The organism is Exiguobacterium sp. s83, from assembly GCF_018617095.1.
GTDB lineage: Bacteria > Bacillota > Bacilli > Exiguobacteriales > Exiguobacteriaceae > Exiguobacterium > Exiguobacterium profundum.
This window is the reverse complement of record NZ_JACSJP010000001.1, coordinates 1525090-1548577: the sequence shown is the minus strand read 5'-3', so window position 1 is coordinate 1548577 and position 23488 is coordinate 1525090. Positions and strand designations below refer to the sequence as shown.

The window sequence follows — 23488 nt, the reverse complement described above, 5'->3', positions numbered from 1 at the left end:
ATTAACGTTGCTTCACTCAAGGAAACCGTTTACAATTTTTGTGTAAGCGTTTTCTCAAAATGGTGCTACAAGGAGGGACCCTCATGGTCAAAAAGCAGTGGAAACCCGTATGGGCAGTTGTGCTAACGTTTGCACTAATTCTGTCAATGTTTCCGATGCCGACGTCCGCTTTAGATAAAGGGAAGTCGACACTTGTCGTCGTCCATTATCAAGAGGCGCCGGATAACGAAAAGGATTGGAACTTATGGCTTTGGGCGAACGGCCCAGATTACTTCCCGAACAAAGGCTTCACATTCAACGGGGAGGATGCATTCGGAAAGGTGGCGGCTTACGAATTTCCGGTCGACTCACCTGAAAAAATCGGTCTCATCGTCCGCACGGACAACTGGGACAAAGATAAGGGGTCTGAAAATGACCGCTTCATCACGAGCGACATGATTCAAGATGGCGTCGCCGAAGTGTGGATCAAGTCGGGCGACCCGACCATCTATACGTCAAACCCGGACGGAGAGACGGCTTCGACGGAAATCGATATGAAAGTTCATTATTTCCGTTACGACAATACATATACGGACTGGGGTCTTTGGGCTTGGCCAGACGGTGGGGACGGACAGAGCATCGTATTCGATGGGGCTGATGATTTCGGTGCCGTCGCGAACGTGAAACTCGCCAACCCAGAATCGAAGAGACTCATGGGCTTGATCACGAAAAAAGGAGAATGGACGGAGAAGGATGGGGAAGACCGATTCGTTCTCGGGACTGCAAAAGAGATTTGGCTCGTTGAAGGAGATTCGACAATCTACTATTCAGAGCCTCAAATCGATCGCTCTCCGAAGCTCGTCTCGTTCTCGGCGGACACGTTCCGTCAAGCGACACTCACGACGAACCGTGTCATCACGGATGCGTTCATCGATGAATTGAGCGTGGACGGGGCAACGGTGGAATCGATTGAAAAGGCTAGCGACAAGTCGGTGACGATTCAATTCAAGTCAGACATCGACTTAGCGAAAGTCATCAAAGCCTCGCACCCGGAGTTTGGAGAACAGACGCTCCAAGCCGGCAAGGTGCTTCGTTCAAAAGAATTCGATGCAAAATATGCATATGACGGTAAACTCGGTGTCACGTACCAAAAGTCGAAAACGAAATTTGTTCTCTGGGCTCCGACGGCTCAACAAGTCGAGCTCGAACTATGGAACATGCCGACGAACCGACCAACAAATGATAAAGATTTGAAGAAAGTGATTCAAATGAAACGCGGTGAACGCGGCACGTGGGTGGCAGAAGTGCGGGGTGACCTAGACGGCATCGGCTATACGTACCAAGTGACCCATGCGACAGGGAAGGTCCGTGCGGTCGATCCGTATGCGACGGCTGTCGGCGTGAACGGTGACCAAGGTGTCATCGTCGATTTGAAAGAGACAGATCCAAAACGTTGGAATTCAATGAAACCGAAGTTGAAACAATCGACAGACGCAATCATCTATGAGACGCATGTCCGTGATTTCTCGATCTTCGATGTGAAGACGGACAAATACGACTCAGGCATTCAAAACAAAGGGAAGTACCTCGGTGTCATCGAACCAGGAACGCGTCTTCTCGTTGATGGAAAGAAAACAGCAACGAAGACGGGACTCGACCATGTCAAAGACCTCGGCGTGACACACGTTCAGTTCATTCCGGTCTATGACTTCAACACGGCATCGGTCGATGAAACGAATCCGATGGCGACGTACAACTGGGGATACGATCCGAAAAACTACAATGCACCAGAAGGGTCGTATTCAACGAATCCTTACGATGCGAAAGTACGTATCATGGAAATGAAACAGATGATTCAAGGGTTACATGACAACAATTTACGTGCCGTCATGGACGTCGTATACAACCATATGTTCGATGCGCAGGCGTCGAATTTGCACAAAATCGTACCGGGTTACTACTACCGTTACACAGCAGGTGGTGACTTCGCCAACGGTACAGGTGTCGGAAACGATACCGCTTCTGAACGGGCGATGATGCAAAAACTGATCGTCGACTCTGTCGTCTATTGGGCAAAAGAGTATCATTGGGACGGATTCCGTTTCGACTTGATGGGAATCCATGACGTCGACACAATGAATAAAGTTCGTTCGGAGTTGAATCGAGTCGACAAGTCGATTCTCGTCTTCGGAGAAGGATGGGACCTCAGTACGCCGCTCGATGCTGAATTAAAAGCAAATCAAAAGAACGCCTACGACATGCCGGGTATCGCCCACTTCAATGACAACATCCGTGACGGCTTGAAAGGTAGCGTCTTCTTCGATGAGGACAAAGGATTCGTCAACGGAAAAGAAGGCATGGAAAATCGCGTGAAGACGGGAATCGTCGGTGAGATCGCGTATAGCGACACGATTAAAGGATTCACGAAAGAACCGACGCAAGCCATCACGTACGTTGAGGCCCACGACAATCACACGTTATGGGACAAGCTGGAGTTGACGAACCCGATCGCATCTGAAGTGAACAAGACGAAGATGCACCGACTCGCTTCAAGCATCATTTTGACGAGCCAAGGGACGACATTCCTTCACGCCGGACAAGAGTTCATGCGTACGAAGGAAGGCGACCACAACTCGTACAAATCACCGGACTCGATCAACCAGCTCGATTGGAAACGGGCAGCCGACCGCAAGGCGGACGTCCAATACATGAAAGGCTTGATTGAAATGCGTAAAGCCAATCCAGGTCTTCGGATGACTAAAGCGAGCGATGTGAAACGATTCTTGACGTTCCACAAAGCGGAAGCGAACGTCATCACGTACACGATTGACGAAGATGCACCGGGTCAAAAGAACGACTTGTTCATCACGCATAACGCCAACCCGACGAATGTCCAAGTCACCCTTCCAAAAGGGAACTGGAACGTGATTGTCGATGGCGACCGTGCCGGAACGAAGACAATCAAGCGTGCGACTGGAAAAGTAAGCGTGCCTGCATACAAGACGTTCGTCCTCGAACGGAACTAATCATTGACCCCACTTAGAAACGAGTGGGGTTTTCTAATGGCACAGTGATGGGTAATTGGTGATTAATGCTTTATCAAAATTAAGCGAGAATACTCCCACTTCTAAACGTTAAGGACAGAGCTTACGTGAAAGTGGGATATGAATCGCCAACCTCTCCTTCGGGTAAAATATCTTCAAAGGGGGTGAACGTCACATGGTGAAGCACAAGGGCTATAAATTCCGGATCTATCCGACGAAGGAACAGGAGGTCCTGATCACCAAGACGATCGGCTGTTCGCGGTTCGTGTTCAACCATTTCCTGTCGAAATGGGACGCGGCCCATGAAGCGACCGGCAAGGGACTGTCGTATGATGCCTGCTCGAAAGCACTTCCCATGCTCAAACAAGAATTCAGTTGGTTGACGGAAGTGGACAGCACGGCCGTCCAGAACAGTGTCAAACACCTGGCCGACGCGTATAAGAAGTTCTTCAAGAAAAAGGGGAATCATCCCCGTTTCAAGTCGAAGCGAAACCCCGTCCAATCCTATACGGCGAACATCCAAGGCAATTCCCAGCTCCCCGAGGTCTCGATCGTCGGAAATCGACTCAAACTCCCGAAGCTGAAATGGCTGCGTTTCGCCAAATCGAGACAGGTCGAGGGTCGCATCCTGAGCGCCACGATCCGACGCACAGCTTCGGGCAAATACTTCGTCTCCCTTCTCGTAGAGCATGAGATCAGTGAGCTGCCGAAAACCGGCTCATCGGTCGGCGTCGACGTCGGGCTGAAGAACTTCGCCATCCTATCAAACGGAACCGTATACCAAAACGACCGTTATTTCCGTACGCTCGAGAAGAAACTGGCCCGCGAGCAACGCAAGTTGTCCCGTCGTCAGCGCATCGCCCTGAACAAGAAGGTGAGACTCTCCGAGGCGAAGAACTACCAGAAGCAGAAGCGGAAGGTCGCCCGCATCCACGAGAAGATCGCCAACAGACGCACCGACTTCCTGCAGAAGGTGTCGACCGAAATCGTCAAAAACCACGACGTCATCGGCATCGAGACCCTGCAGGTGAAGGACATGCAGCAGAACCGCAAGTTGAGCAAGTCGATCTCCGAAGTGAGCTGGTCGGAGTTCCATCGCATGCTCAAGTACAAGGCCGGTTGGTACGGGAAGACCGTCGTGAAGGTCGGGAAGACCTTCGCCTCGAGCCAATTGTGTTCGAGTTGCGGCCATCAACACAAAGACGTGAAACATCTTGAACTACGTGAATGGACGTGTCCGAATTGCGGAGTCCATCATGATCGCGATATTAACGCAGGTATGAATTTGAAATTAGAAGCTGAACGAATCTTAGCTTCTTCAACCGTCGGGACGACGGGGTTAGCCTGATCAGGTTTCTCTCGATAGAGAGGATAACTCAGGAATCTCCCACCTCTAAGCAACGCGTAGGTGGGAGTAGTTCAAAAACTAGTCATTTTGTATGAACAAGAGAATTTACGCTTGAAACTTCCATCTCTTTCGAAAGGAGAGATGGTATGACGATTTTCAAAAAGTGGATTCATCGCGTCAATGGTGACGTCACGGATATCTTGTCAACTGGACCGATTCCCCCGTTCCATGTGGATTCGCTCCTGATTGAACAGTATTCGGATACCATTTACGTACTCGATACAAATGGTCAACTAATCGATTCGAACGAAAAGATGGGACTGCTGTTCGATGACTGCGCATGATCTCCAGCCGATGCGGAAGAGTTTGCGCCGTATCACGAACAGGCGTTAACCCGAGAAACGGTTCATCCTGACGATTGAGAGCGGTTGACTCGAGCAATTCAGACGTCACGTTCATCATTCGTTTTGCATCCGGTACAGACTTTCCTGTCCGCTTGCGTCGAATGACCGAAGTGACGAATGTGTTATATCAATATGCCGCCGAATACGAATCAAGTCCGACCATCGAGGCTCAATTGACCGCCCTTGAGAAGGAAGTGAGCGGAGACGAAGAAGTCACCGACTATATCGAACTCGTTCATCAACCAGAGGGGTTCTAAGTACCCGACGTGTCGCGTGTGAGAATAGATAGTTGAAACAGGGGTCTCCTTTTCTCTAAGATGGAAAAAGAGAGAATCGAGTGAGGAGATTTTAGATATGAATCTGTATGAACAAGCGAGCGACTGGATGCGGCAATGGCATGACGACCCGTCCGAACGTCTCCGACAAATCAAAGATGAAATTGAGCGCACGGGCACTTATTCGTTGACGACGGAAGAGTTGTGTGAAGGTGCCAAGGTGGCGTGGCGGAATTCGAATCGTTGCATCGGCCGCTTGTTTTGGCAGACACTCCATGTGATCGATGCACGGGACGCTGATACGTTTGAGGCTGTCTACGACCATCTTGTCAACCATCTTCGGTTCGCTACGAACGGTGGAAAAATCCGTTCGACGATGACGGTTCTCCCGAACGAGTTCAAACTATTGAACACACAGTTGATTCGGTACGCGGGATATGAGACGCCGGACGGAATCATCGGAGACCCGATGTCCGTCACGATGACGAAGCGCGCGAAAGAGCTCGGATGGGTCGGAGCCGGTACGCCGTTTGATATCCTCCCGCTCATGATCACGGACGGACGAGACGTCCGCTTGTTTGAGTTGCCGAACGAGGCCGTACTTGAGGTGGACATTCAGCACGAGGATGTGGACCTGTTTGACGGACGGACCATCAAATGGCACGCGGTCCCGGCGATTGCGGATATGGAGCTTGAAATCGGAGGGCTTCGGTTTACGTCGGTCCCGTTTAACGGTTGGTATATGGAGACGGAAATCGGGGCACGGAACTTGGCCGATACGGACCGTTATGATTTGTTGCCGCTCGTCGGACGGTCACTCGGGCTCGATACGACGAAAGAGCGGTCGCTTTGGCGCGACCGGGCACTCGTCGAATTGAACATCGCCGTCCTGCAATCGTTCGAGCGGGAAGGTGTGACCATTGTCGACCACCATACGGCCGCCAAACAGTTCAAGCGGTTCGAAAAAAACGAACGGGACGCGGGGCGTGACGTCACCGGGCAATGGAGTTGGCTCATCCCGCCGCTCTCTCCTGCGACGACGCACGTTTTTCACGAGCATTACGACAATCAGATCAAAACACCGAACTTGTTCGCTCGAAGTGGATGTCCGTTCTCAGGGTTTCGTCAGCTGGTAAAAGAGGAATTGAAAGGCTAGAACCGAGAGAAAGGATGATTGCTGTGGCAGTCCCACTTTGGAAACGAGCCGTCGCTGGTCAAATCGACCAACTCGTCTTTCAGACACCGACGAAATTGATTGAAAAGGCCGTCCGTCAAAAGATTTGGCCAGACAAAGAAGTGAAACGGTATTACTTACCGACCGTTGTGACGATGGCCGGAGAAGTCTATTGTATGTTGTATCGAAACGGTCAGACGATAGGAGACCGTGTCGTCGGAATTAAGGTCGTGAGTGCGGATGGACGCCCGCTTTCATTGGAGCAAGTCATCAAGCGGACACTCTATAAAGACGTCGTCTACCCGGCGACGCTTGGGATTCCGCTCATCCGTGCACTCCAACAGATGAAGTCGAATAAAGACCTCGAGTTGCCGCACGACGAGTTCGCCCATACAAAATTGATCTCGACCAAATGAAGAAGAGCAGGGCGACCGCGTGTCGCTCTGTTTTTTCGTTCCGTTCGGTCGAGTAGGAATAGGGGCGGGAAATAAGGTATAATGTGATTGGACAAAAATGAACGACTATTGGAGGCTTTTTAGTTATGACAAAAATCGCATGGATTACCGACAGTATGGCTAACTTCTCTCAAGAAGAGGCAGCCCGTCTCGGTGTCGATATCGTTCCGATTCAATTGATTGTGGACGGGAACGGCTATAGTGAAACGAAACTCTCGCTTGAAGACTTACATCGGTATATGATTGACCAAAAGAAACAAGCGAAGACGTCACAACCGATCTTCGGAGACTTCATCGCCCGCTACGAACGCTTGAAAGAAGAGGGATATGATTGTGCCATCGCCGTCCATTGCTCGAACGGATTGAGCAGTACGGCAAAAAACTCGAAAGCAGCGGCAGAAGCGGCTGACTTTACCGTGTATACCATCGACTCGCATGCCGCACTCGAGGCGCAGCAAGAACTCGTCCGAATCGGAAAGGCCGCTGAAGCTGAAGGCAAGTCAGTGGAGGAAATCGTCGCCCTTATCGAAGCATGGCGCGATAAGAAGAACTTCTTCATGATCATCGGAAACATGGAGACGATGCGCCGTGGCGGTCGCGTTTCTTCCGGTGAGATGTTCCTTGCGAACATCTTGAACATCAAGCCGATCATCACCGTTGATGAGACGGGGAAAGTCATCCCGTTCAAAAAGGCCCGTTCACTGAAGAAGGCTTATGCGGAGATGGTCGGTGAACTCGAACGTCGTCACGCGGAAAACGGTGTGAAGGACAATCGGGTGTTCGTTCAGACGGCACTTGCACCGAACATGCAAGATGACCTCGTCGCACTCATCGAGTCGAAACTGCCAGGTCTCGAAGTCGTACGGACTCGATTCTGTCCTTCGATTGCGGTACATGCCGGATTCGAGACGGTTGGTGTCTTGTGGCTCAACGCTTAATCAAGTAGGAGGAATGTAAGATGGAAGCAATGACAACCTTGACTGGATTGAATGAACGGATTGCGAGCACGGAACAGCTGCTCGTCTACGTGTCACATCCGGGATGCAGTGTCTGTCATGCGCTGAAACCTCAAATCGAAGAGATGCTCAAAGAGTTCCCTGAAATCGAGGCGGTCGCGGTGGATTCGGACGAGGTGCCGGAAGTCGCAGGCGCCTTCTCCATCTTCACCGTTCCGGTCGTCCTCTTTTTCATCAACGGGAAAGAAATGCTTCGCCGGGCACGATTCGTGCCAATCGGCGAACTGACGCATCAACTCGAACGCATGCAAGAAATGAGACGAGCATGAACAGAAGGCTGGGACATAACTGGCCGATTTTAAAGATTTGTGATAAAAACAGGGGACCGGTCACCGATTCTCGGTGGCAGGACCCCTCTTTTTAGTCCGAAACGCGTGCGCGAAACCATAAAAATGACAAGAGGCCTCCGTGAGCGACTTGTTCGCTCACGGAGGCCTCTTTCTTATGAATCTACTGGGTTATGTCCAGCCTCTTTCTTATTCTGCTGCTTGTGGGACGAGGTAAATCAAACCGAACGGGTTATGCAATAAGTTGTCGATGGTCGTCCGCTCGTCTTCTCCCATCTCGACCGTGAAGGCACGCCCGTCCTCGAAGGCGAAATGGTCGCCGTCGCCGAACATCGCGCCACCGGAGATGAGGTGGAAGTTGAACGAATGGATCACGTGGATGGCATCTTCAATGTCGAGGGTCATCGGTACGGCCACGTCCGCATGACCGAACGCTTTCATTCCCCATGACATATAGGCGTTCTCTTCTTCTGTGATGGCCGTGAGGAGCGAGTAGTCGAGTGCGAGATCTTCTTCTTTTGACTCTTGCCACTCGTCTTTCGAGTAAGCGACACCTGCCGATTCGACCATGACCCCGAGTCCACCTGCGTTCAAGACGGCGTTGGCGGCACGACGCGCCGCGGCGACGTCTGTCAAATCGTTGACGTCGACAATCAAGTAGACGACATGCGTGTGACGGGCGATTCCTTTCGCCACTTTCGGGGTGAATCCGCCAGAACTCGCGTGAATCATCGCCTCGGCGAGGGCTGGGTCACGTTCCACGACTTCAACGGTGAACGCCTTGCCTGTCTCATCTTCGAGCAACAACAGACCGGCCATCGTGTAGCCTTCGCTATGTAAACTGATTTGTTCGCTGACACCTTCTGCGGAAGACCAGTTTCCGGGAATGGCGAGCATAACTTGTGTACGATTCATGTATATCATCCTTTTCTGCAAAAGTTAGGTCCCTCCTCAGGAGAGACCTGGTCTATCTTTTATTATGCCCTATTTTGGCATGAATTATTCTTGATACGTCTTCAATACTTCCTGAAGTGGGATTTGATCGATCTTCCGTCGACTGACGAACGTACTCATGAAGAAGAGGAGAACGACAGCGCCGAGCGTATAGACGATATAGATCCATTCGAATTCAAGCGGGAGGACGAGCCCATAATCTTCTGCAAAGACGACGATGAAGATCCGCAGCGTCAACAAGGCGATCGGGATGCTCAAGAGGGCAGAGATGAGCGCATAGATGAAATAACTGTTCAGAATCATCGAGCGAACTTCCTGTTTTTGATAACCCATCACTTTCAACAAGGAGATGACGTAATAGTTCTTCTCGACCGTCAGCGCCGTCAAGACGAACAGGATGCTGAAAGCGATGAGGGACGCCCCGCCAATCAAGACGTTCATCATGAAATTCATATATTGATTGATCGATTCGGACTGATCGATCAACCCTTGACGTGACAGGATGGTCGGATAGTCCGATTCGTTCGGGCGTTCCGTCGCGTAGATGCCGTTGAACAGGTCATCCGTCGAACCGTCCGTGAGTAGTTCACTTAACGTCGCCCGAGGCAAGTAGGCGAAATCCCCGGAGAATTCATCGGCAATCCCGATGATGGGATAGGTCAACGTGTCCCCGTCGAGTGCGACATCGATGTCTTCACCGACGTCGAGCCCGAGCTTCAGGGCGAGTGAGGAAGAGACGACAAGGCCGTCAGGTTCGAGTGTCAACGCATCCCCATCTTCGTTTCGGAGGGGGAACAAGGTGTTGTCGAAGTCGAGCCCCTTCAAGGTGATCAGCTTATCTTCGACAAAGGCGAACGGATAGGTGAGGAACGGTTCTTGTCCTTCTTCTAAAACGGGTGCCCCGTCTGTATACGCCTCGTATTCATACACCGCTTCGTTCAATCCACCGACGGTCATACGGTCGACGGCCCCGTTCATCATGAGGGCGAAAACGATGAGAATCGTCGAGAAGAGGATCCCGAGAAAGAAGATGAGGAAACTCCCCGTGCTCTTGACGGCATACAAATATTTGAACTTCGTCTTGCCACTCGCCCGTTTCAACAGTCGACTGACGAATCGGCTGAGTCGATTCAATGAGACGTTGTCCCGTGGCGACAAGAGGGCGAGGGCGCTCTCTCCCATAATTTTATAGATGACGGCTCCCGCGACGAGCGCAAAGAAGAGGAGCGGGGCGAACACGGCTGTCACGAACACGAGTGGACTTTGGGCGATGGTGATGGACGGTAAGAGATAGAAGTCGAGATAGAGTTCTTTCAACGGGTTCGCGAAATAGAGTCCCAGGAAATAACCGATGATGAGCATAAAGAATGCGAAGATCAAGATGAGCACCAAGTAAGGCGAGGCGATTTGACGACGATCGTAGCCAATCGCCTTCAATAGTCCGATTTGTCCTCGTTCCGCCTCGAGCATATTCGAGATCAGGATGGCGACGATGATGACAGCGATGGAGACGATAAAGAGACTGAGTCCGAGCGCCATCGCCTTGCCGGATGAAATCTCGCTGTAGATGGCGCCGCTTCGAATGATGTTCTCCGTTTCCATGACCGAGACGACGAACGGGAGCTCTAGGTCGGTCTTAATCGGTTGATCGGTCACCCCGGACAGCCGGAACGACTCTTGCCCGACGAATGTTTCGAACGATTCATCCGTCATCAAGAGGAGGGTCTGTGAACCAGGGTCCAAGTTGAAGAAGTTATCATCGAAGAGTGGGAGCGTGTAGTCAGGAAAGAGGACAAATCCACTCACCGTGAACGGTTTGCCGATGTCGATTGTGTCTCCGATGTCGATGCCGTTCTCCTCTGCATATTTTTTATTGAGGGCGATTTCATCATTCGCGCTCGGTCGATCACCGGCCTCGAGGTAGGAGCGGTTAATCGTGTCTGATTCTTTGACGATCAATCCCCGATGCTCGGTGTCATCGAACGTGTAGGTGATAGCTTTCAAATCACGGAGTTCAATCGTGGCATCCGGCATCTCCTGTTCGACGGCGGCGATTCGCGATGCGATCAGACGATTGAAGACTTCCGCATCGGCTTGTTTGATGTCAGCCAATGTGAACGCTCCTGTTTCCGCAAGCGTGGCGACAGCGGGGTCGCGTAACTCTTCTTCCGTCACCCGATTGAGCATGTCAATCGCAAAGTCTTCTTGGTTCGATTCTTCCAGATACTCTTCGGTCGGGACCTCAATCCCGCTGATGCCATAGAACATCATCGTGTACGTGAGTGAACTCATGACGATGATGATGGCGATGGCGAGGAGTTGCATCCACTTCCGACTCAATGTCTTCCAGACGTTTTTATACAGCATGTCGCCATCCCCTTATCCCCAATGGATGTCACGTGCCGCGACCCGGGTCTCATGATGGATCACTTCCACAATCCGACCAGAGTTCATCTTGATGACATCGTCCGCCATCTCACTGATTCCATTATTGTGTGTGATGACGACGACCGTTTTTTGATACGTCTCGTTCAATCGTTCCAATAGTTCGAGTACTTTTTTCGAATTTTCTTCGTCGAGCGATCCCGTCGGTTCGTCACAAAAGACGATGGCCGGATTTTTGGCGAGGCTACGGGCAACGGAGACTCGTTGCTGCTCGCCACCCGATAGTTGATAGGGGTATTTGTCACGTGCCGATGTGAGCCCTACTTGTTCGAGCAATTCATCAATCGTCAACGGATCTTTCGTCAAGTCGGATCCGATTTGGACGTTCTCATAGACGGTCAAGTTTTGGAGAAGGTTGTACTGTTGAAAGATGAAGCCGAGATGGTCGCGTCGAAATGACGTCATCTGTTCGGGGGACAGGTCGGTCAGCACGGTGTCGCCGAACGTGATTTTTCCCGAGGTGACCGTGTCGAGTCCGCTGATGACGTTGAGCAGTGTACTCTTCCCGCTCCCGCTCGGACCGAGAATCACGACGAACGCGCCATCCCGGATGGTGAGGTCGATGTCTTTCAAGGCGGCCGTTTCCACGTCACCTGTCTTATAGATTTTGCTGACGTCCCGTAGTTCGATCATGCCACACACGCCTCCTTTATTCGTTATAGATGGTATACCCTTTTCTAGAAATGAATGGACGAGCTGCACACAGGATGTTTTGAAAAAATAGTGAAACCGCTTCACCTGTGATAAAATAATATAACCAGGTACTAAAAACTTTTTTTAAGGGAGAACTCTTTATGAAGATTGCTTACATCACGGACAGCACGATTGTCCTTCCAGATGCATTAGCGCAACATCCTGACATCCACATCGTCCCACTCTATGTCGTCAAAGGGGACCAGCCGTATAAAGATGGAATCGAGGTCGACGCGAAAACGGTTTATGAATGGATAGACGCGGGAGAGCGTGTCTCGACGAGTCAGCCCGCGATCGGGGATTTCGTCACACTCTATGAAAAATTGAAAGAAGAGTACGATATGGGCATCGCGATTCATTTATCGTCGGATTTGAGTGGAACGTATTCGGCGTCCGTTCAAGGGGCTGAGATTGCGGAGTTCAAGTTGCTCGCCTTCGATTCACGGGCAGGCATCTATACGATGGGACTCATGTTCGAGGAATTGATTGAACGGGTCGAACGAGGCGATGCGCTTGAAGACGTGGAAGCCTACATGAAGGCGCGCGTTGAGGACGTCCGCATCGAGTTGACGCTTCAAAACTTGACGCAGATGCAAAAGGGCGGACGAATCTCTAAATCGAAAGCGCTCATCGGGAACATGCTTCAGTTGAAACCGGTACTCCGATTTGAGGAAGGATTGATTGTCCCGTATCAAATCGTTCGGACGTATAAAAAAGCGCAAGCTCATTTATTCGAAGTTCTTCGTGCGGCAATCGAGTCAGGCGAATGTCAGGACGTCTCGATTTTCCATGGTAATGTCCCTGAACTTGCCGAAGAGTGGAAACAAAGACTCGGTGACACGATTCCGATTCGGGTCGATACACTCGCACCACTTCTCGGGGCGCATACGGGCTCAGGGTCAATCGGCATTTCTTATCTGAAAGCAAAATCATGATTCAGGGCGGTCCTTCTGCGAGGGGCCGCCCTTTTACGTGTTTTTTTGTTTCCGTAGATAAAGAAGTGTGATGGTGATTGAGTAGATGAACAAAAACATGATCAGAAATAGCGAAAAGTCCATGGTGAGCCCCCTTTATACAAGTCGTTGCCGACATTTAGCATAACGAAACATTGAATTGGGAATTCTTTCAATATTTCATTGTCTCAACTTTCAAACAATTGCTGGAATGTTTTTGCAATACGGGTCATACTAGAAAAAATGAACGAGAAAAGGGGAGAAGACGATGCGATTTCGGAAGTACCTAGTTCGGAGCTGGCTCGCGTGGACACTCGTCTTCACGGGAGTGACGTATTTGACTTTCCAAAACCTTGAGGCGTTCGACTGGCCGTTGTTTTGGTTCATCTATACGCTTGGGGCACTGTTCGTCATGAATCCCTTAAAGCGCAGGCATCTTCACTTCACGTTTCATGAGATGTTTGTCTTTATCACATTCTTCTTATATGGGCTCGCACCCGCCCTGTTGATGGGGCAACTGCTCCTCTTCACGTTTCAGGCGCGAGCCTTCAATCGTCGCGTCGGGCGTCGACGGTTCCTTCATTTCTATCCGCTCAACACGGTGATTGAATGTCTACTCGTCTTGTTGCCAGGGCTCGCCTATATCGCGCTCGGTGGACGAATCGGAGAGCCCGTTCATTTGATGCAACAAGGCGTGGCCATGTTGGCGTTTTTAGGGACCTTGTTCCTCGTCCTGACGATGAGTTTTGCTTTATCCTACTTCATGGTTGGAGAACGGATCCCGTTCCCGATTATGTGGCGACTGATTCGCTTTGACTGGCTTGTCGTATCACTCGAACTACTGTTCGCGATGATTGCCATCGAGTCGTATCTCATCTTCGGTTATGTCGGGCTCATCGTCACGTTCTTCGTACTATCTGTCCTAAAGATGACGATGTCGAAAGCGACGGAGACGGAAGAAACCAAATCGAGAGTCGACCAAGTCGAACGCTTGAAAGAACAGCTGTACCGAGTGGACAGCGAGCAACTGTTGATTGAGAAGTTTTGGAACGGTCTACGTGATATCGTCGAAGTGGAACGTGGATGGTTGCAGGTCAACCGAAACGGGGAGCGGACGTTTTATGATATGACCGGTCGCGTCATCCCGAGTGTGCCAGATGCCTTCACGATTGAACGCTATCAAGATGAGGATGAGCCATGTTTCGTCTATGACTCGCTTCATGAATGGCATCCCGAATTGCAGCAACAGCAACAAGAACTACATCATTCGGCGCTCGTCATTCAACCCGTTTGGGGAGCGGAAACTGCGGTCAGCTGCATGGTATCGACGACAGCAAACGGGGCATACGAGACCCCGATTGCGGTTGAAGTGAACCGTCTTCTCAAGACGTTATCGTGGTCCATCGAGCGCATCGACGAACGCAACCGTTTGCAACATGAGAGCTTGACGGATCCGTTGACGGGATTGCATAATCAGCGAGCGCTACGCCGTTGGACGAAAGAACGTTTGAACGATGTGGCGTCCTATCCACTCTCTGTCTTCTTGATCGATTTGGACCACTTCAAGTCGATCAACGACACGTACGGACATGCGTTCGGGGACGAGGTGTTGATTGAAGCAGGTCAACTCTTTACTCGCAATGTTCGAGCGACGGACTTGGTGACGCGCTATGGAGGGGAGGAGTTCGTGTTCGTCTTCCCGAGAATGGATGAGGCGGCCGCCCATCTGATCGGTGAAAAGATACGAGACGCCTTGAAGCGCCATGATTTTGGAACGGAAGGGACGCGTATCACGGTGACAGCGAGTATCGGGATTGAAACGATTTATGAATATGAAGACCTCGATACGGTCTTGCGACATGCGGACCGGGCCATGTATGTCGGGGCAAAATTCAACGGGCGAGATCGTGTCGCCCACTATCATGATCTATCGACTGAAGTCAGATGAAAGGAGGATCCCCAAAATGGTGGATCCTCCTTTCGTATGAAATGATTATGAGTTCGTATTATAAAGTTCAGATTCAACCGCATGAACGGCGGCTGACCAGGAGCCATAGCGATGCAAGATTGCTTTCGTCGAAGGTTTGTTGTTGCGTTTTGCCCATTCACGGTACGCTTCAAATGAGAGCGAGAAGCCCATTTCTTGAATGGCTTCACGAAGAGCGTTCGAGAGTTCTGTTTTCGAATAGGTCACACTCGCCTCAAGTCCTGCCTCGGCACAGGCATCATGCCACGAACCGAACGTTTTGACGATATGGTAATGGCTCGGTGCCTTCGGATGGAGCTTTCGCCATTGCTGATACTTCTTCAAGGTGATGATCGAGCCCATGTCTCGCGAATAAATGGCGAGCGTCTCGATGATGTCCTCGCGTGTATACTTCGGCATTTTGTCTGGCAATTCGACGGTTGACTCTCCATGCCATTCATAGCCTGCGATGGCAAGTGCCTCAGCCCATGACCCGAACTGACGAATGATCGACTCAGGAGACGGCCAATTCTGTTCCATTGCGAAGCGGCGATAGACAGAACGGCGTGGACGTTCCTTCAACAAGTCCCCGAGAAGACGAATGCAATGGATCATCCTTTGCTGTTCGGTAGACAAGTGATGGGATTTAGTGGATAGCGTTTGATTCAATGATGGTTCCTCCTTCCGTGGACTCAAATCTGAACCGAGAAAGATAAAAAAATGCTCCTACAATCATACTATCGGATTGTTTTTCGGATTTATTAACGTGATTTTGAAAAATTTTAAACAATTCCTAGGAATTGGATAGGACTAAAGTCGCAGTTGATAATTTCAAAAAATGGTAACAGTTCTATTACAAATTAAATCGAATTTCGAGAGAAATGTAAACATAAAGTTTTAATCACCCAAATTTGTAATATTTTTATAAAAAAGTACCCAGCTGGAGAGTTGGGGTCATCGCCTTCGCTCCAGATGAGTACCCTTCTATAATAAATTTAATTTTCAGACTAATCAATCAAATATTGAAATTACGGCAAAAAAATTTTAATGGCTGGTCAATGAAAGACCGATTCTGCTAAAATAGCCGCATTGAGTGAAAAACAGAAAAGAGGATCATCACTATGACAGTTTGGTTATTTTATACGTTACTTGGATTGATTCAAGGGTTCACAGAGCCCATCCCGATTTCATCGAGCGGACATCTTGTCATCTTCCAAGAACTATTTAACATTGACTTGCCGGGATTGTCATTTGAAGTTTTCGTAAACTTTGCATCGCTTCTTGCGGTTTTAACAATCTATCGTCAAGACGTCGTTCGTCTTATCATGAGTTTGTGGACGTTTTTATTTAAGAAAGACCGGTCGGATGAGACGATGGTCGACGTGAAGTTCATCGGGCTGTTACTTGTCGCGACCGTTCCGGCTGGTGTGCTCGGTGTCCTGTTTGGTGACTGGATCGCCGAGGTGCTCGGTGGCGTGGCGACAGTCGGCTATACACTCATCATTACGGGACTCGCCCTCTGGTTCATCCGGAATATGCGAGGAAACAAGGGCGACGGTGGCATTACGCTACGTGACGCCGTATTGATCGGACTTGCTCAGGCCGTGGCGCTCATTCCTGGGATCAGCCGTTCCGGGGCGACTATCGTCATGGCGATGCTCCTCGGAATCAAACAGGAGTCGGCGCTTCGATTCTCGTTCTTCCTGTTCATTCCAATCAGTCTCGGCACGATGATTTTGGATGGTCCGACGTTGTTCACAAACCCAGACACGCGTGACTTGTTCGGTCCGCTCCTTTTGGCATTTATCGCATCATACGTGTTGACGGCCATTTCATTGAAGTGGTTCCAGCACATCATGGCAAAAGGCGAATTGAAGTATTTTTCATATTACTGCTGGATTGTCGGGCTTCTCGTCGTCCTCTTTCTCGCATAATCGAGGCGCTACTCTCACGAGTAGCGTTTTTTGTTTTGCGAAATAAAAACAATTGCGATACAGTAAACCTGTACAAACAAATATTCCTTCGGGGTCGGGTGAAATTCCCAACCGGCGGTGATGGGCCTATGCCCTAAGTCCGTGACCCGGGCGCACGTGTGCGAACGGTGGATCTAGTGAGACTCTAGAGCCGACAGTATAGTCTGGATGGGAGAAGGAACAAAAAACAGGTCCACGTGACCTGTGCTTCGTCGTACGCTTTTCTGTATAGAAAACGTTTATTTGGCTTGCCAAAATTTGACGAAACCCTCCCACCAAGACCCTAAGGACTGCTCCTTAGGGTCTTTTGTTTGTACGGAAAAAGGAGGGAGAACGATGAAACAGTACATGGAACAGGCCATTCAATTGGCGAAATCAGCCGATGGACAGACCGGTGTCAATCCACTCGTCGGTGCCGTTCTCGTGAAAGACGGACGTATCGTCGGAATGGGTGCCCACCTTAAGGCGGACGAACCACATGCTGAAGTGCATGCGATTCGAATGGCCGGTGCGGCTGCATCCGGGGCGACTTTATATGTCACGCTCGAACCGTGCTCGCATCACGGTAAGACACCACCGTGCGCCGATTTGATTGTAGAATCGGGCATCAAACGTGTCGTCGTCGCCATGAAAGATCCGAATCCACTCGTCGCAGGCAATGGGATCGTGCGCCTGCAAGCGGCCGGTGTCGAAGTCGATGTGGGTCTGCTTGAGGAAGAGGCGCGTGCCTTGAATCCGGCATTTTTGCGGTCGCTTGAGACGAAACGACCATACGTCATCTTGAAGACGGCAACGAGCCTCGATGGGAAAGTTGCCTTAGAGACGGGGGAGAGTCAATGGGTGACGAGTTCGGAAGCCCGTCGTGATGTGCATGAACTTCGTGCCACGGTCGACGCGATTTTGACCGGGATTGGAACGGTACTCGCGGATGACCCATCGCTTACGGTTCGATTGGACCGCGTGACGCGACAGCCGAAACGAGTCGTGCTCGACCGTGACCTGAGGTTACCGCTCGCTAGTACGTTAGCACGTACCGCCGAAGACGTTCCGGTGCTCCTCTTCACTTCGTCAGATGAGGCAGAACGACGTGAACGAGCTCAATCCGTCGGTATCGAATTATTCGATTATACGTCACTCGGCACGGTTCTTGAGACGCTATACGCAAATGGGATTGGGCGTGTGTTGATCGAGGCCGGACCGACGCTTGTCACCTCACTTCTTGACGGAGGCTACGTGGATGAATGGGTCGCCTATCAATCACCACGGGTGTTCGGTGGGAAGCATGGCGTCTATCGCTCACAGCAGGAAGGGACGATCGATGGGATATCCCGTTTTACGATTCATCAGGTCGAAACGATTGGACCCGACCTGAAAGTCGTCCTTCGAAAGGGGGCGCTCTGATGTTCACGGGAATCGTAGAAGAAATCGGAGCGGTCAAAGCGGTCAAGCGTAACGGACCATCTTTACGACTCGTCTTGTCCGCTGTGAAAGTGCTTGACGATGTGAAGCTCGGGGACAGCATTGCCGTGAATGGGATCTGCCTCACGGTGACGACGTTCGATGACGCGACGTTCTCTGTCGATGTCATGCCAGAAACGTTGAAGGCGTCGAGCCTAGATGGGGTCAAGCCGGGAACACAAGTCAATCTCGAACGGGCGATGCCGGCGAACGGACGTTTTGGTGGACATTTCGTATCCGGACATGTCGACGGGGTCGGGCGCATCACGAAGAAACGACCGCTCGCGAATGCCGTCTATATCGACATCCAATGTGATCGTGCGCTCCTTTCCTACATAGTCCCGAAAGGTTCGATATGTGTAGATGGGACGAGTTTGACCGTGTTTGACGTGTCAGAGCGTGGGTTTACCTTGTCCTTGATTCCACACACATACAGCGAGACCGTGCTTGGGATGAAACAGACGGGTGATGTAGTCAATTTAGAATGTGATCTGTTGGCAAAATATATGGAAAAGGTCGTCGGGCAGTCGAAGATGACGCTCGAGTCCTTGGCAGAACAAGGATATGGAAAGGCGGGATGGTAATGTTTGATTCGATTGAACGAGCGATTGAGGAACTGAGACGAGGGCGTCCCATCATCGTCGTGGATGACGAGGACCGTGAGAATGAAGGGGACTTTGTCGTACTCGGTGACAAGGTGACACCGGAAACGATGAACTTTTTAATCACGGAAGGGAAAGGGCTCGTCTGTAGCGCCATCGCAGAAGAAGTGGCGGTTCGTCTCGACCTCGCGCCGATGGTGACGAACAGTACAGACCCACACGGTACCGCCTTCACGGTCAGTGTCGACCATATCGATTCGACTACTGGCATCTCGGCGAGTGAACGGTCTCACACCGTTCGTGAGTTAGCGAACCCATCGTCCCGTCCATCCGATTTTCAACGTCCGGGACATCTGTTCCCGCTCATTGCGAAAAAGGGAGGCGTCTCCGTTCGCCGAGGTCATACCGAAGCGTCTGTCGACCTGGCGCGACTCGCAGGAAGTGAGCCGGTCGCGGTCATCTGTGAAATCATTCGAGAGGACGGGGAGATGGCACGCGTACCTGATTTGGTACAAGTCGCTGAACGCCACGGGTTGGCATTCATCACTATCGAAGCGTTAGTCCGATATATGGAGGAGAACCTCGTCACACGTGTTGCGGACGTGTCCCTACCTTCCTCAAAAGGAACGTTTCGCATGATAGGGTATGAGAATCGAATGGACCGTGAAGAGCATGTGGCGCTCGTGACGGAGACACTTGAGGAGGTCCCGCTCGTTCGCATTCACTCCGAATGTCTGACCGGTGACGTCTTCGGTTCGTTCCGATGTGATTGCGGTCCGCAACTGGACACGGCGATGGCACGAATCGAGCAGGAATCGGGCATCGTGCTCTATATGCGTCAAGAAGGGCGAGGCATCGGACTGTTGAACAAACTGAAGGCGTACGCTCTTCAAGAGAATGGATTGGATACGGTCGAGGCGAACGTGGCACTAGGGTTTCATCCGGACCTTCGGGACTATCGGGTGAGCGCGGCGATGCTTCGTGATCTTGGCGTCACCCGTGTCCGGCTCATGACGAACAACCCCGATAAAGTCGATGCCTTGGAATCATGTGGCATCACAGTCGTCGAACGCGTTCCGATTCATGTCGGTGCGCATGAAGCGAACGAATCGTATCGCCTGACGAAACAACTCAAAATGAATCATATTGGAGGAACATGGACATGACCTATACATTTGAAGGAAACTTAGTTGGAGAAGGCTTAAAGATTGGAATCGTCGTCGGACGGTTCAACGACTTGATCACGATGCGTCTGCTTGACGGGGCGAAGGATGCCTTGAAACGTCATGGAGTGAAGGGAGAGGATGTGTCGCTCGCTTTCGTCCCAGGAGCATTTGAGCTTCCGCTCGTCGCGAAAAAAATGGCGATGAGCAAACAATACGACGCGGTCATCACGCTCGGAGCCGTCATTCGTGGTGCGACCCCGCATTTTGATTACGTCTGTAACGAAGCGGCAAAAGGGATCGCCCAGGCGAGCTATCAATCCGAAGTCCCTGTCATCTTTGGTGTGTTGACGACGGAGACGATTGAACAGGCGATTGAGCGTGCAGGAACAAAAGCAGGCAACAAAGGGTGGGAAGCGGCGACTTCTGCCATCGAGATGGCCAATCTGTTAAAGCAAGTCTAATCAAAACCGGGTGGCGACCACCCGGTTTTTCAAATGGATCTGTCCGACCAGGAATGGGTGTTCATGCGCGACCATGTGCGTGTCGACGGCGAAATGTTGAAGGATTTACAAACACAGTCCCTCAGAATTACTTCATTCAAATGGCCTATCCCATCACACTGTATCATCACGAACGTTGGGACGGAACGGGGTACAACCAAGGACTGAAAAGGAGAGGACATCCCGCTTACGGCTCGAATCGTCACCATGTTCGAGCAGACATTTAAAGCACACTAAAAAGGAGACGTCCCCTCGGGGGAGCGTCTCCTTTTTGATTAGAACGTTTCAGATGTTGTTTTCGCTTGCATGTGGAGTTGGATGTAATCCGGGCCACCTGCTTTTGAATCCGTACCTGACATGTTGAATCCACCGAACGGCTGATAGCCGACGATTGCGCCTGTGCAACCACGGTTGAAGTAAAGGTTCCCAACGTGGAAGTTTTGGCGAGCGTATTCTTGATTCATACGGTCACGTGTGAGGACCGCCCCTGTCAAGCCGTACTCTGTGTTGTTCGCGATATCGATTGCTTCTTTGAAGTCTTTCGCTTTCGTGAAGGCGACGATTGGTCCGAAAATCTCTTCTTGCATGAGGCGTGCTTTCGGGTCGACGTCTGCGACGACAGTCGGCTCGATGAAGTAGCCTGTTGAATCGTCTGCTTTCCCACCTGCGACGATGCGTCCTTCTTCTTTTGCGACATCGAAGTACGATGTGATCTTCTTGAAGGCCGATGCGTCGATGACTGGTCCCATGAAGTGTTCGTTCTTCTCTGTGTTTCCGACAGAGAGTTCGTTCGTGAGTTCGACGACACGGTCGAGTACCGTATCATACACGCTGTCGACGATGACGGCACGTGAACAAGCCGAACATTTCTGACCAGAGAAACCGAATGCCGATTTCACGATCGATTGTGCAGCGAGCTCGAGGTCGGCTGATTCGTCGACGACGATCGTATCTTTTCCACCCATCTCCGCGATCACGCGTTTGAGCCAAATTTGACCTTCGTTCAATTTAGACGCACGTTCGTTGATGCGGAGTCCTACATCACGCGATCCTGTGAAGCTGATGAAGCGTGTTTTCGGATGATCGACGAGATAGTCCCCGACTTCTGCACCCGGTCCCGGGATGAAGTTGAGCACGCCTTTTGGAAGACCTGCCTCTTCCATCACTTCGACGAATTTCGCAGCGACGATTGGCGTCGTCGAAGCTGGTTTTAAGAGAATTGTGTTACCGGCGACGATGGCCGCAACTGCTGTACCGGCCATGATTGCGAATGGGAAGTTCCATGGGCTGATGACGATCCCGACCCCGAGTGGGATGTAGTCATACCGGTTGTATTCGCCTGGGCGGCTCTCCACTTTCTTGCCTGGTTTGAGTTCGAGCATTTGACGTGCATAATATTCCATGAAGTCGATTGCTTCCGCTGTATCCGCATCTGCCTCGTTCCACGGTTTACCCGCTTCTTTGACGAGGTAAGCCGAGAACTCGTGCTTACGCTTGCGGACGATGTTCGCTGCTTTGAACAAGACGTCGGCGCGGACAGCCGGGTCGACATGGCGCCATGAGTCAAATGCTGTGAGTGCTTCTTGCATCGCACGTTCTGCGAGCTCTTGGTTCGCTTTTGACACGCGACCGATCACTTCTTCTTTGTTAGCCGGGTTGTAAGACGTGATTTTACCTTCCGTCGTAACCTTTTCCCCACCAATTACGAGCGGATAGTCTTTCCCGAGCTCACCGTTCACTTTCTCGATTGCCGCTTGGATTGCTTCGGCATTCTCTTTTTGTGTAAAGTCTGTGAATGGTTCATGTTTGTATGGAATCATTCTCGTTCCCCCTTAAAGTGATGTTGAGCGTTAAAGCGCTTACGTCTGTATTGTATCGAAATTATCGTAGAAATCCTAGTGAAACAATTTTCCAGAAACACATGGCATTGGAGCAAGAAATCGAGACGTGATAGGATGGGGGAGAACACGGCTTTAGAAAGGACGAACAACATGAAAAAATGGTTCATTCCGCTACTCCTCGTCTTCATGCTCGGGGCATGTGGAAACGAGGAAGAGACGGTGGTAGAAGAGACAGACCGCGCATTGCCGGACGCTGTCACGGACGTGTACGCAGACTATCAGACGGCACTCGAGTCTGGAGACGCCGAGGCACTCGCATCAATTGATTATGCTGGCCGGTTGACCGAGATTCCGGCGACTGGTGCCGTCACCCGTCAATTGTCTCCTGGTGAGATTTATAAGAGCTGGGTCAACGAAGAGGAAGACGTGGCGTTCCTTGTCCATGAGATGATCGATGAAGAAGGGAACCCGCTCCCGAACCGACTCAGTAAAATCGCTGTGAAGGAAGGGGATGAGTGGTCACTCGTCATCACACCGGTCGCTTTACCAAAAGACGTGATTGCCGAGGTCGGAGAGTTACTCATCGGTGTCCAGGCGAACGAGTACGGAGTGAATGCCGAAGCGAACGCCCGTCTCGCTGAGATTCCGGAAGATGAGGCTGGTCCGATCTATGACCAAGTCAACGCACAGACGGACTATATGGCGCTCGAGGCAGACAATAACGTCTTCCTGCTCATGGCGGAAACGTTGACGGTCGAGGAGAACCAAACCATCATGACCGACTATTTCAAAGCGTATGAGACGTGGTTCACCGATAACGAGGAGACGCTCCGAAAAGCGGCTGCAACGGAAGATCCAGTCGAGTATATCGAAGTGCTTGACCCGTTAAAGACAAAATTAGAAGAAGCGATCGATGGCTATGACGAACAACTTGTCGACCCATCGTTTGGCTAAG

The 23488-nt window shown here is 51.0% G+C and carries 21 protein-coding genes and 1 riboswitch; of the genes, 16 read left to right on the top strand and 5 right to left on the bottom strand.

The window, feature by feature from the left end; all coding sequences use genetic code 11:
* Positions 1 to 83 precede the first annotated feature (83 nt).
* The 8 genes from pulA (at position 84) to KNO73_RS07985 (ending at position 7964) form a co-directional block, all read left to right on the top strand.
* Positions 84 to 3005 (top strand): type I pullulanase, encoded by a 2922-nt coding sequence (gene pulA, locus KNO73_RS08020; protein WP_214733881.1) that lies wholly within the window; start codon positions 84 to 86, stop codon positions 3003 to 3005.
* A gap of 193 nt (positions 3006 to 3198) precedes the next feature.
* Entirely contained in the window at positions 3199 to 4371 is a 1173-nt protein-coding gene (gene tnpB, locus KNO73_RS08015; RefSeq protein WP_215112302.1) for an IS200/IS605 family element RNA-guided endonuclease TnpB, read from the top strand.
* A 146-nt stretch (positions 4372 to 4517) separates the two neighbouring features.
* On the top strand, positions 4518 to 4715 hold the full coding sequence (locus KNO73_RS08010) for a hypothetical protein (RefSeq protein ID WP_078147424.1): 198 nt from the start codon (positions 4518 to 4520) through the stop codon (positions 4713 to 4715).
* A 74-nt stretch (positions 4716 to 4789) separates the two neighbouring features.
* Positions 4790 to 5032 carry a hypothetical protein gene (locus KNO73_RS08005; protein ID WP_078147423.1) on the top strand — a complete coding sequence of 81 codons (243 nt, stop codon included), beginning with the start codon at positions 4790 to 4792 and terminating at the stop codon, positions 5030 to 5032.
* A 97-nt stretch (positions 5033 to 5129) separates the two neighbouring features.
* Positions 5130 to 6206 (top strand): nitric oxide synthase oxygenase, encoded by a 1077-nt coding sequence (locus tag KNO73_RS08000; protein ID WP_215112301.1) that lies wholly within the window; start codon positions 5130 to 5132, stop codon positions 6204 to 6206.
* A 14-nt stretch (positions 6207 to 6220) separates the two neighbouring features.
* Entirely contained in the window at positions 6221 to 6640 is a 420-nt protein-coding gene (locus tag KNO73_RS07995) for an RDD family protein (protein WP_215112300.1), read from the top strand.
* A gap of 125 nt (positions 6641 to 6765) precedes the next feature.
* Positions 6766 to 7617, top strand: coding sequence for a DegV family protein (locus tag KNO73_RS07990; protein ID WP_214733877.1), 852 nt, complete (start codon positions 6766 to 6768; stop codon positions 7615 to 7617).
* 20 nt (positions 7618 to 7637) lie between these two features.
* Positions 7638 to 7964 (top strand): thioredoxin family protein, encoded by a 327-nt coding sequence (locus KNO73_RS07985; protein ID WP_214733876.1) that lies wholly within the window; start codon positions 7638 to 7640, stop codon positions 7962 to 7964.
* A gap of 207 nt (positions 7965 to 8171) precedes the next feature.
* On the opposite strand, the gene KNO73_RS07980 is transcribed toward KNO73_RS07985, so the two are convergent.
* The 3 genes from KNO73_RS07980 to KNO73_RS07970 all read right to left on the bottom strand — a co-directional run bounded on the left by KNO73_RS07980 (position 8172) and on the right by KNO73_RS07970 (position 12014).
* Positions 8172 to 8897 (bottom strand): hypothetical protein, encoded by a 726-nt coding sequence (locus tag KNO73_RS07980; RefSeq protein WP_031422677.1) that lies wholly within the window; start codon positions 8895 to 8897, stop codon positions 8172 to 8174.
* 84 nt (positions 8898 to 8981) lie between these two features.
* The gene (locus tag KNO73_RS07975) at positions 8982 to 11303 is read right to left on the bottom strand and encodes an ABC transporter permease (RefSeq protein ID WP_215112299.1); all 2322 of its coding nucleotides are present in this window, start codon (positions 11301 to 11303) and stop codon (positions 8982 to 8984) included.
* Between the two features lie 12 nt (positions 11304 to 11315).
* The gene (locus tag KNO73_RS07970) at positions 11316 to 12014 is read right to left on the bottom strand and encodes an ABC transporter ATP-binding protein (RefSeq protein ID WP_215112298.1); all 699 of its coding nucleotides are present in this window, start codon (positions 12012 to 12014) and stop codon (positions 11316 to 11318) included.
* 161 nt (positions 12015 to 12175) lie between these two features.
* Between KNO73_RS07970 and KNO73_RS07965 the strand changes: the two genes are divergently transcribed.
* A complete protein-coding gene (locus KNO73_RS07965; RefSeq protein ID WP_215112297.1) occupies positions 12176 to 13009 on the top strand; it encodes a DegV family protein in 834 nt (277 codons plus the stop codon).
* Positions 13010 to 13295: 286 nt separating this feature from the next.
* Positions 13296 to 14975, top strand: a complete 1680-nt coding sequence (locus tag KNO73_RS07960; protein ID WP_215112296.1) for a sensor domain-containing diguanylate cyclase — start codon at positions 13296 to 13298, stop codon at positions 14973 to 14975.
* A 45-nt stretch (positions 14976 to 15020) separates the two neighbouring features.
* Here KNO73_RS07960 and KNO73_RS07955 read toward each other — a convergent pair whose 3' ends face one another.
* Entirely contained in the window at positions 15021 to 15662 is a 642-nt protein-coding gene (locus KNO73_RS07955; protein ID WP_074036101.1) for a homing endonuclease associated repeat-containing protein, read from the bottom strand.
* Positions 15663 to 16114: 452 nt separating this feature from the next.
* Between KNO73_RS07955 and KNO73_RS07950 the strand changes: the two genes are divergently transcribed.
* From KNO73_RS07950 to ribH, 5 genes are all read left to right on the top strand, one after another.
* Positions 16115 to 16927, top strand: coding sequence for an undecaprenyl-diphosphate phosphatase (locus tag KNO73_RS07950; RefSeq protein ID WP_074036102.1), 813 nt, complete (start codon positions 16115 to 16117; stop codon positions 16925 to 16927).
* A gap of 80 nt (positions 16928 to 17007) precedes the next feature.
* Positions 17008 to 17150, top strand: a riboswitch (FMN riboswitch).
* A 152-nt stretch (positions 17151 to 17302) separates the two neighbouring features.
* On the top strand, positions 17303 to 18367 hold the full coding sequence (gene ribD / locus KNO73_RS07945; protein WP_215112295.1) for a bifunctional diaminohydroxyphosphoribosylaminopyrimidine deaminase/5-amino-6-(5-phosphoribosylamino)uracil reductase RibD: 1065 nt from the start codon (positions 17303 to 17305) through the stop codon (positions 18365 to 18367).
* Positions 18367 to 19008 (top strand): riboflavin synthase, encoded by a 642-nt coding sequence (gene ribE, locus KNO73_RS07940; RefSeq protein ID WP_214687305.1) that lies wholly within the window; start codon positions 18367 to 18369, stop codon positions 19006 to 19008. The genes ribD and ribE overlap by 1 nt, the downstream gene beginning before the upstream one ends.
* On the top strand, positions 19008 to 20192 hold the full coding sequence (ribB, locus tag KNO73_RS07935; RefSeq protein WP_215112294.1) for a 3,4-dihydroxy-2-butanone-4-phosphate synthase: 1185 nt from the start codon (positions 19008 to 19010) through the stop codon (positions 20190 to 20192). The genes ribE and ribB overlap by 1 nt, the downstream gene beginning before the upstream one ends.
* Positions 20189 to 20653, top strand: coding sequence for a 6,7-dimethyl-8-ribityllumazine synthase (gene ribH, locus KNO73_RS07930; RefSeq protein ID WP_214757768.1), 465 nt, complete (start codon positions 20189 to 20191; stop codon positions 20651 to 20653). Before ribB ends, ribH begins: the two co-directional genes overlap by 4 nt.
* Positions 20654 to 20967: 314 nt before the next feature.
* Here ribH and pruA read toward each other — a convergent pair whose 3' ends face one another.
* Complete coding sequence (pruA, locus tag KNO73_RS07920) at positions 20968 to 22512, bottom strand: L-glutamate gamma-semialdehyde dehydrogenase (protein ID WP_159562777.1); 1545 nt, start codon at positions 22510 to 22512, stop codon at positions 20968 to 20970.
* 171 nt (positions 22513 to 22683) lie between these two features.
* On the opposite strand from pruA, the gene KNO73_RS07915 reads away from it, so the two are divergent.
* Positions 22684 to 23487, top strand: a complete 804-nt coding sequence (locus tag KNO73_RS07915; RefSeq protein ID WP_215112292.1) for a hypothetical protein — start codon at positions 22684 to 22686, stop codon at positions 23485 to 23487.
* The last annotated feature ends 1 nt before the right edge of the window (position 23488 follow it).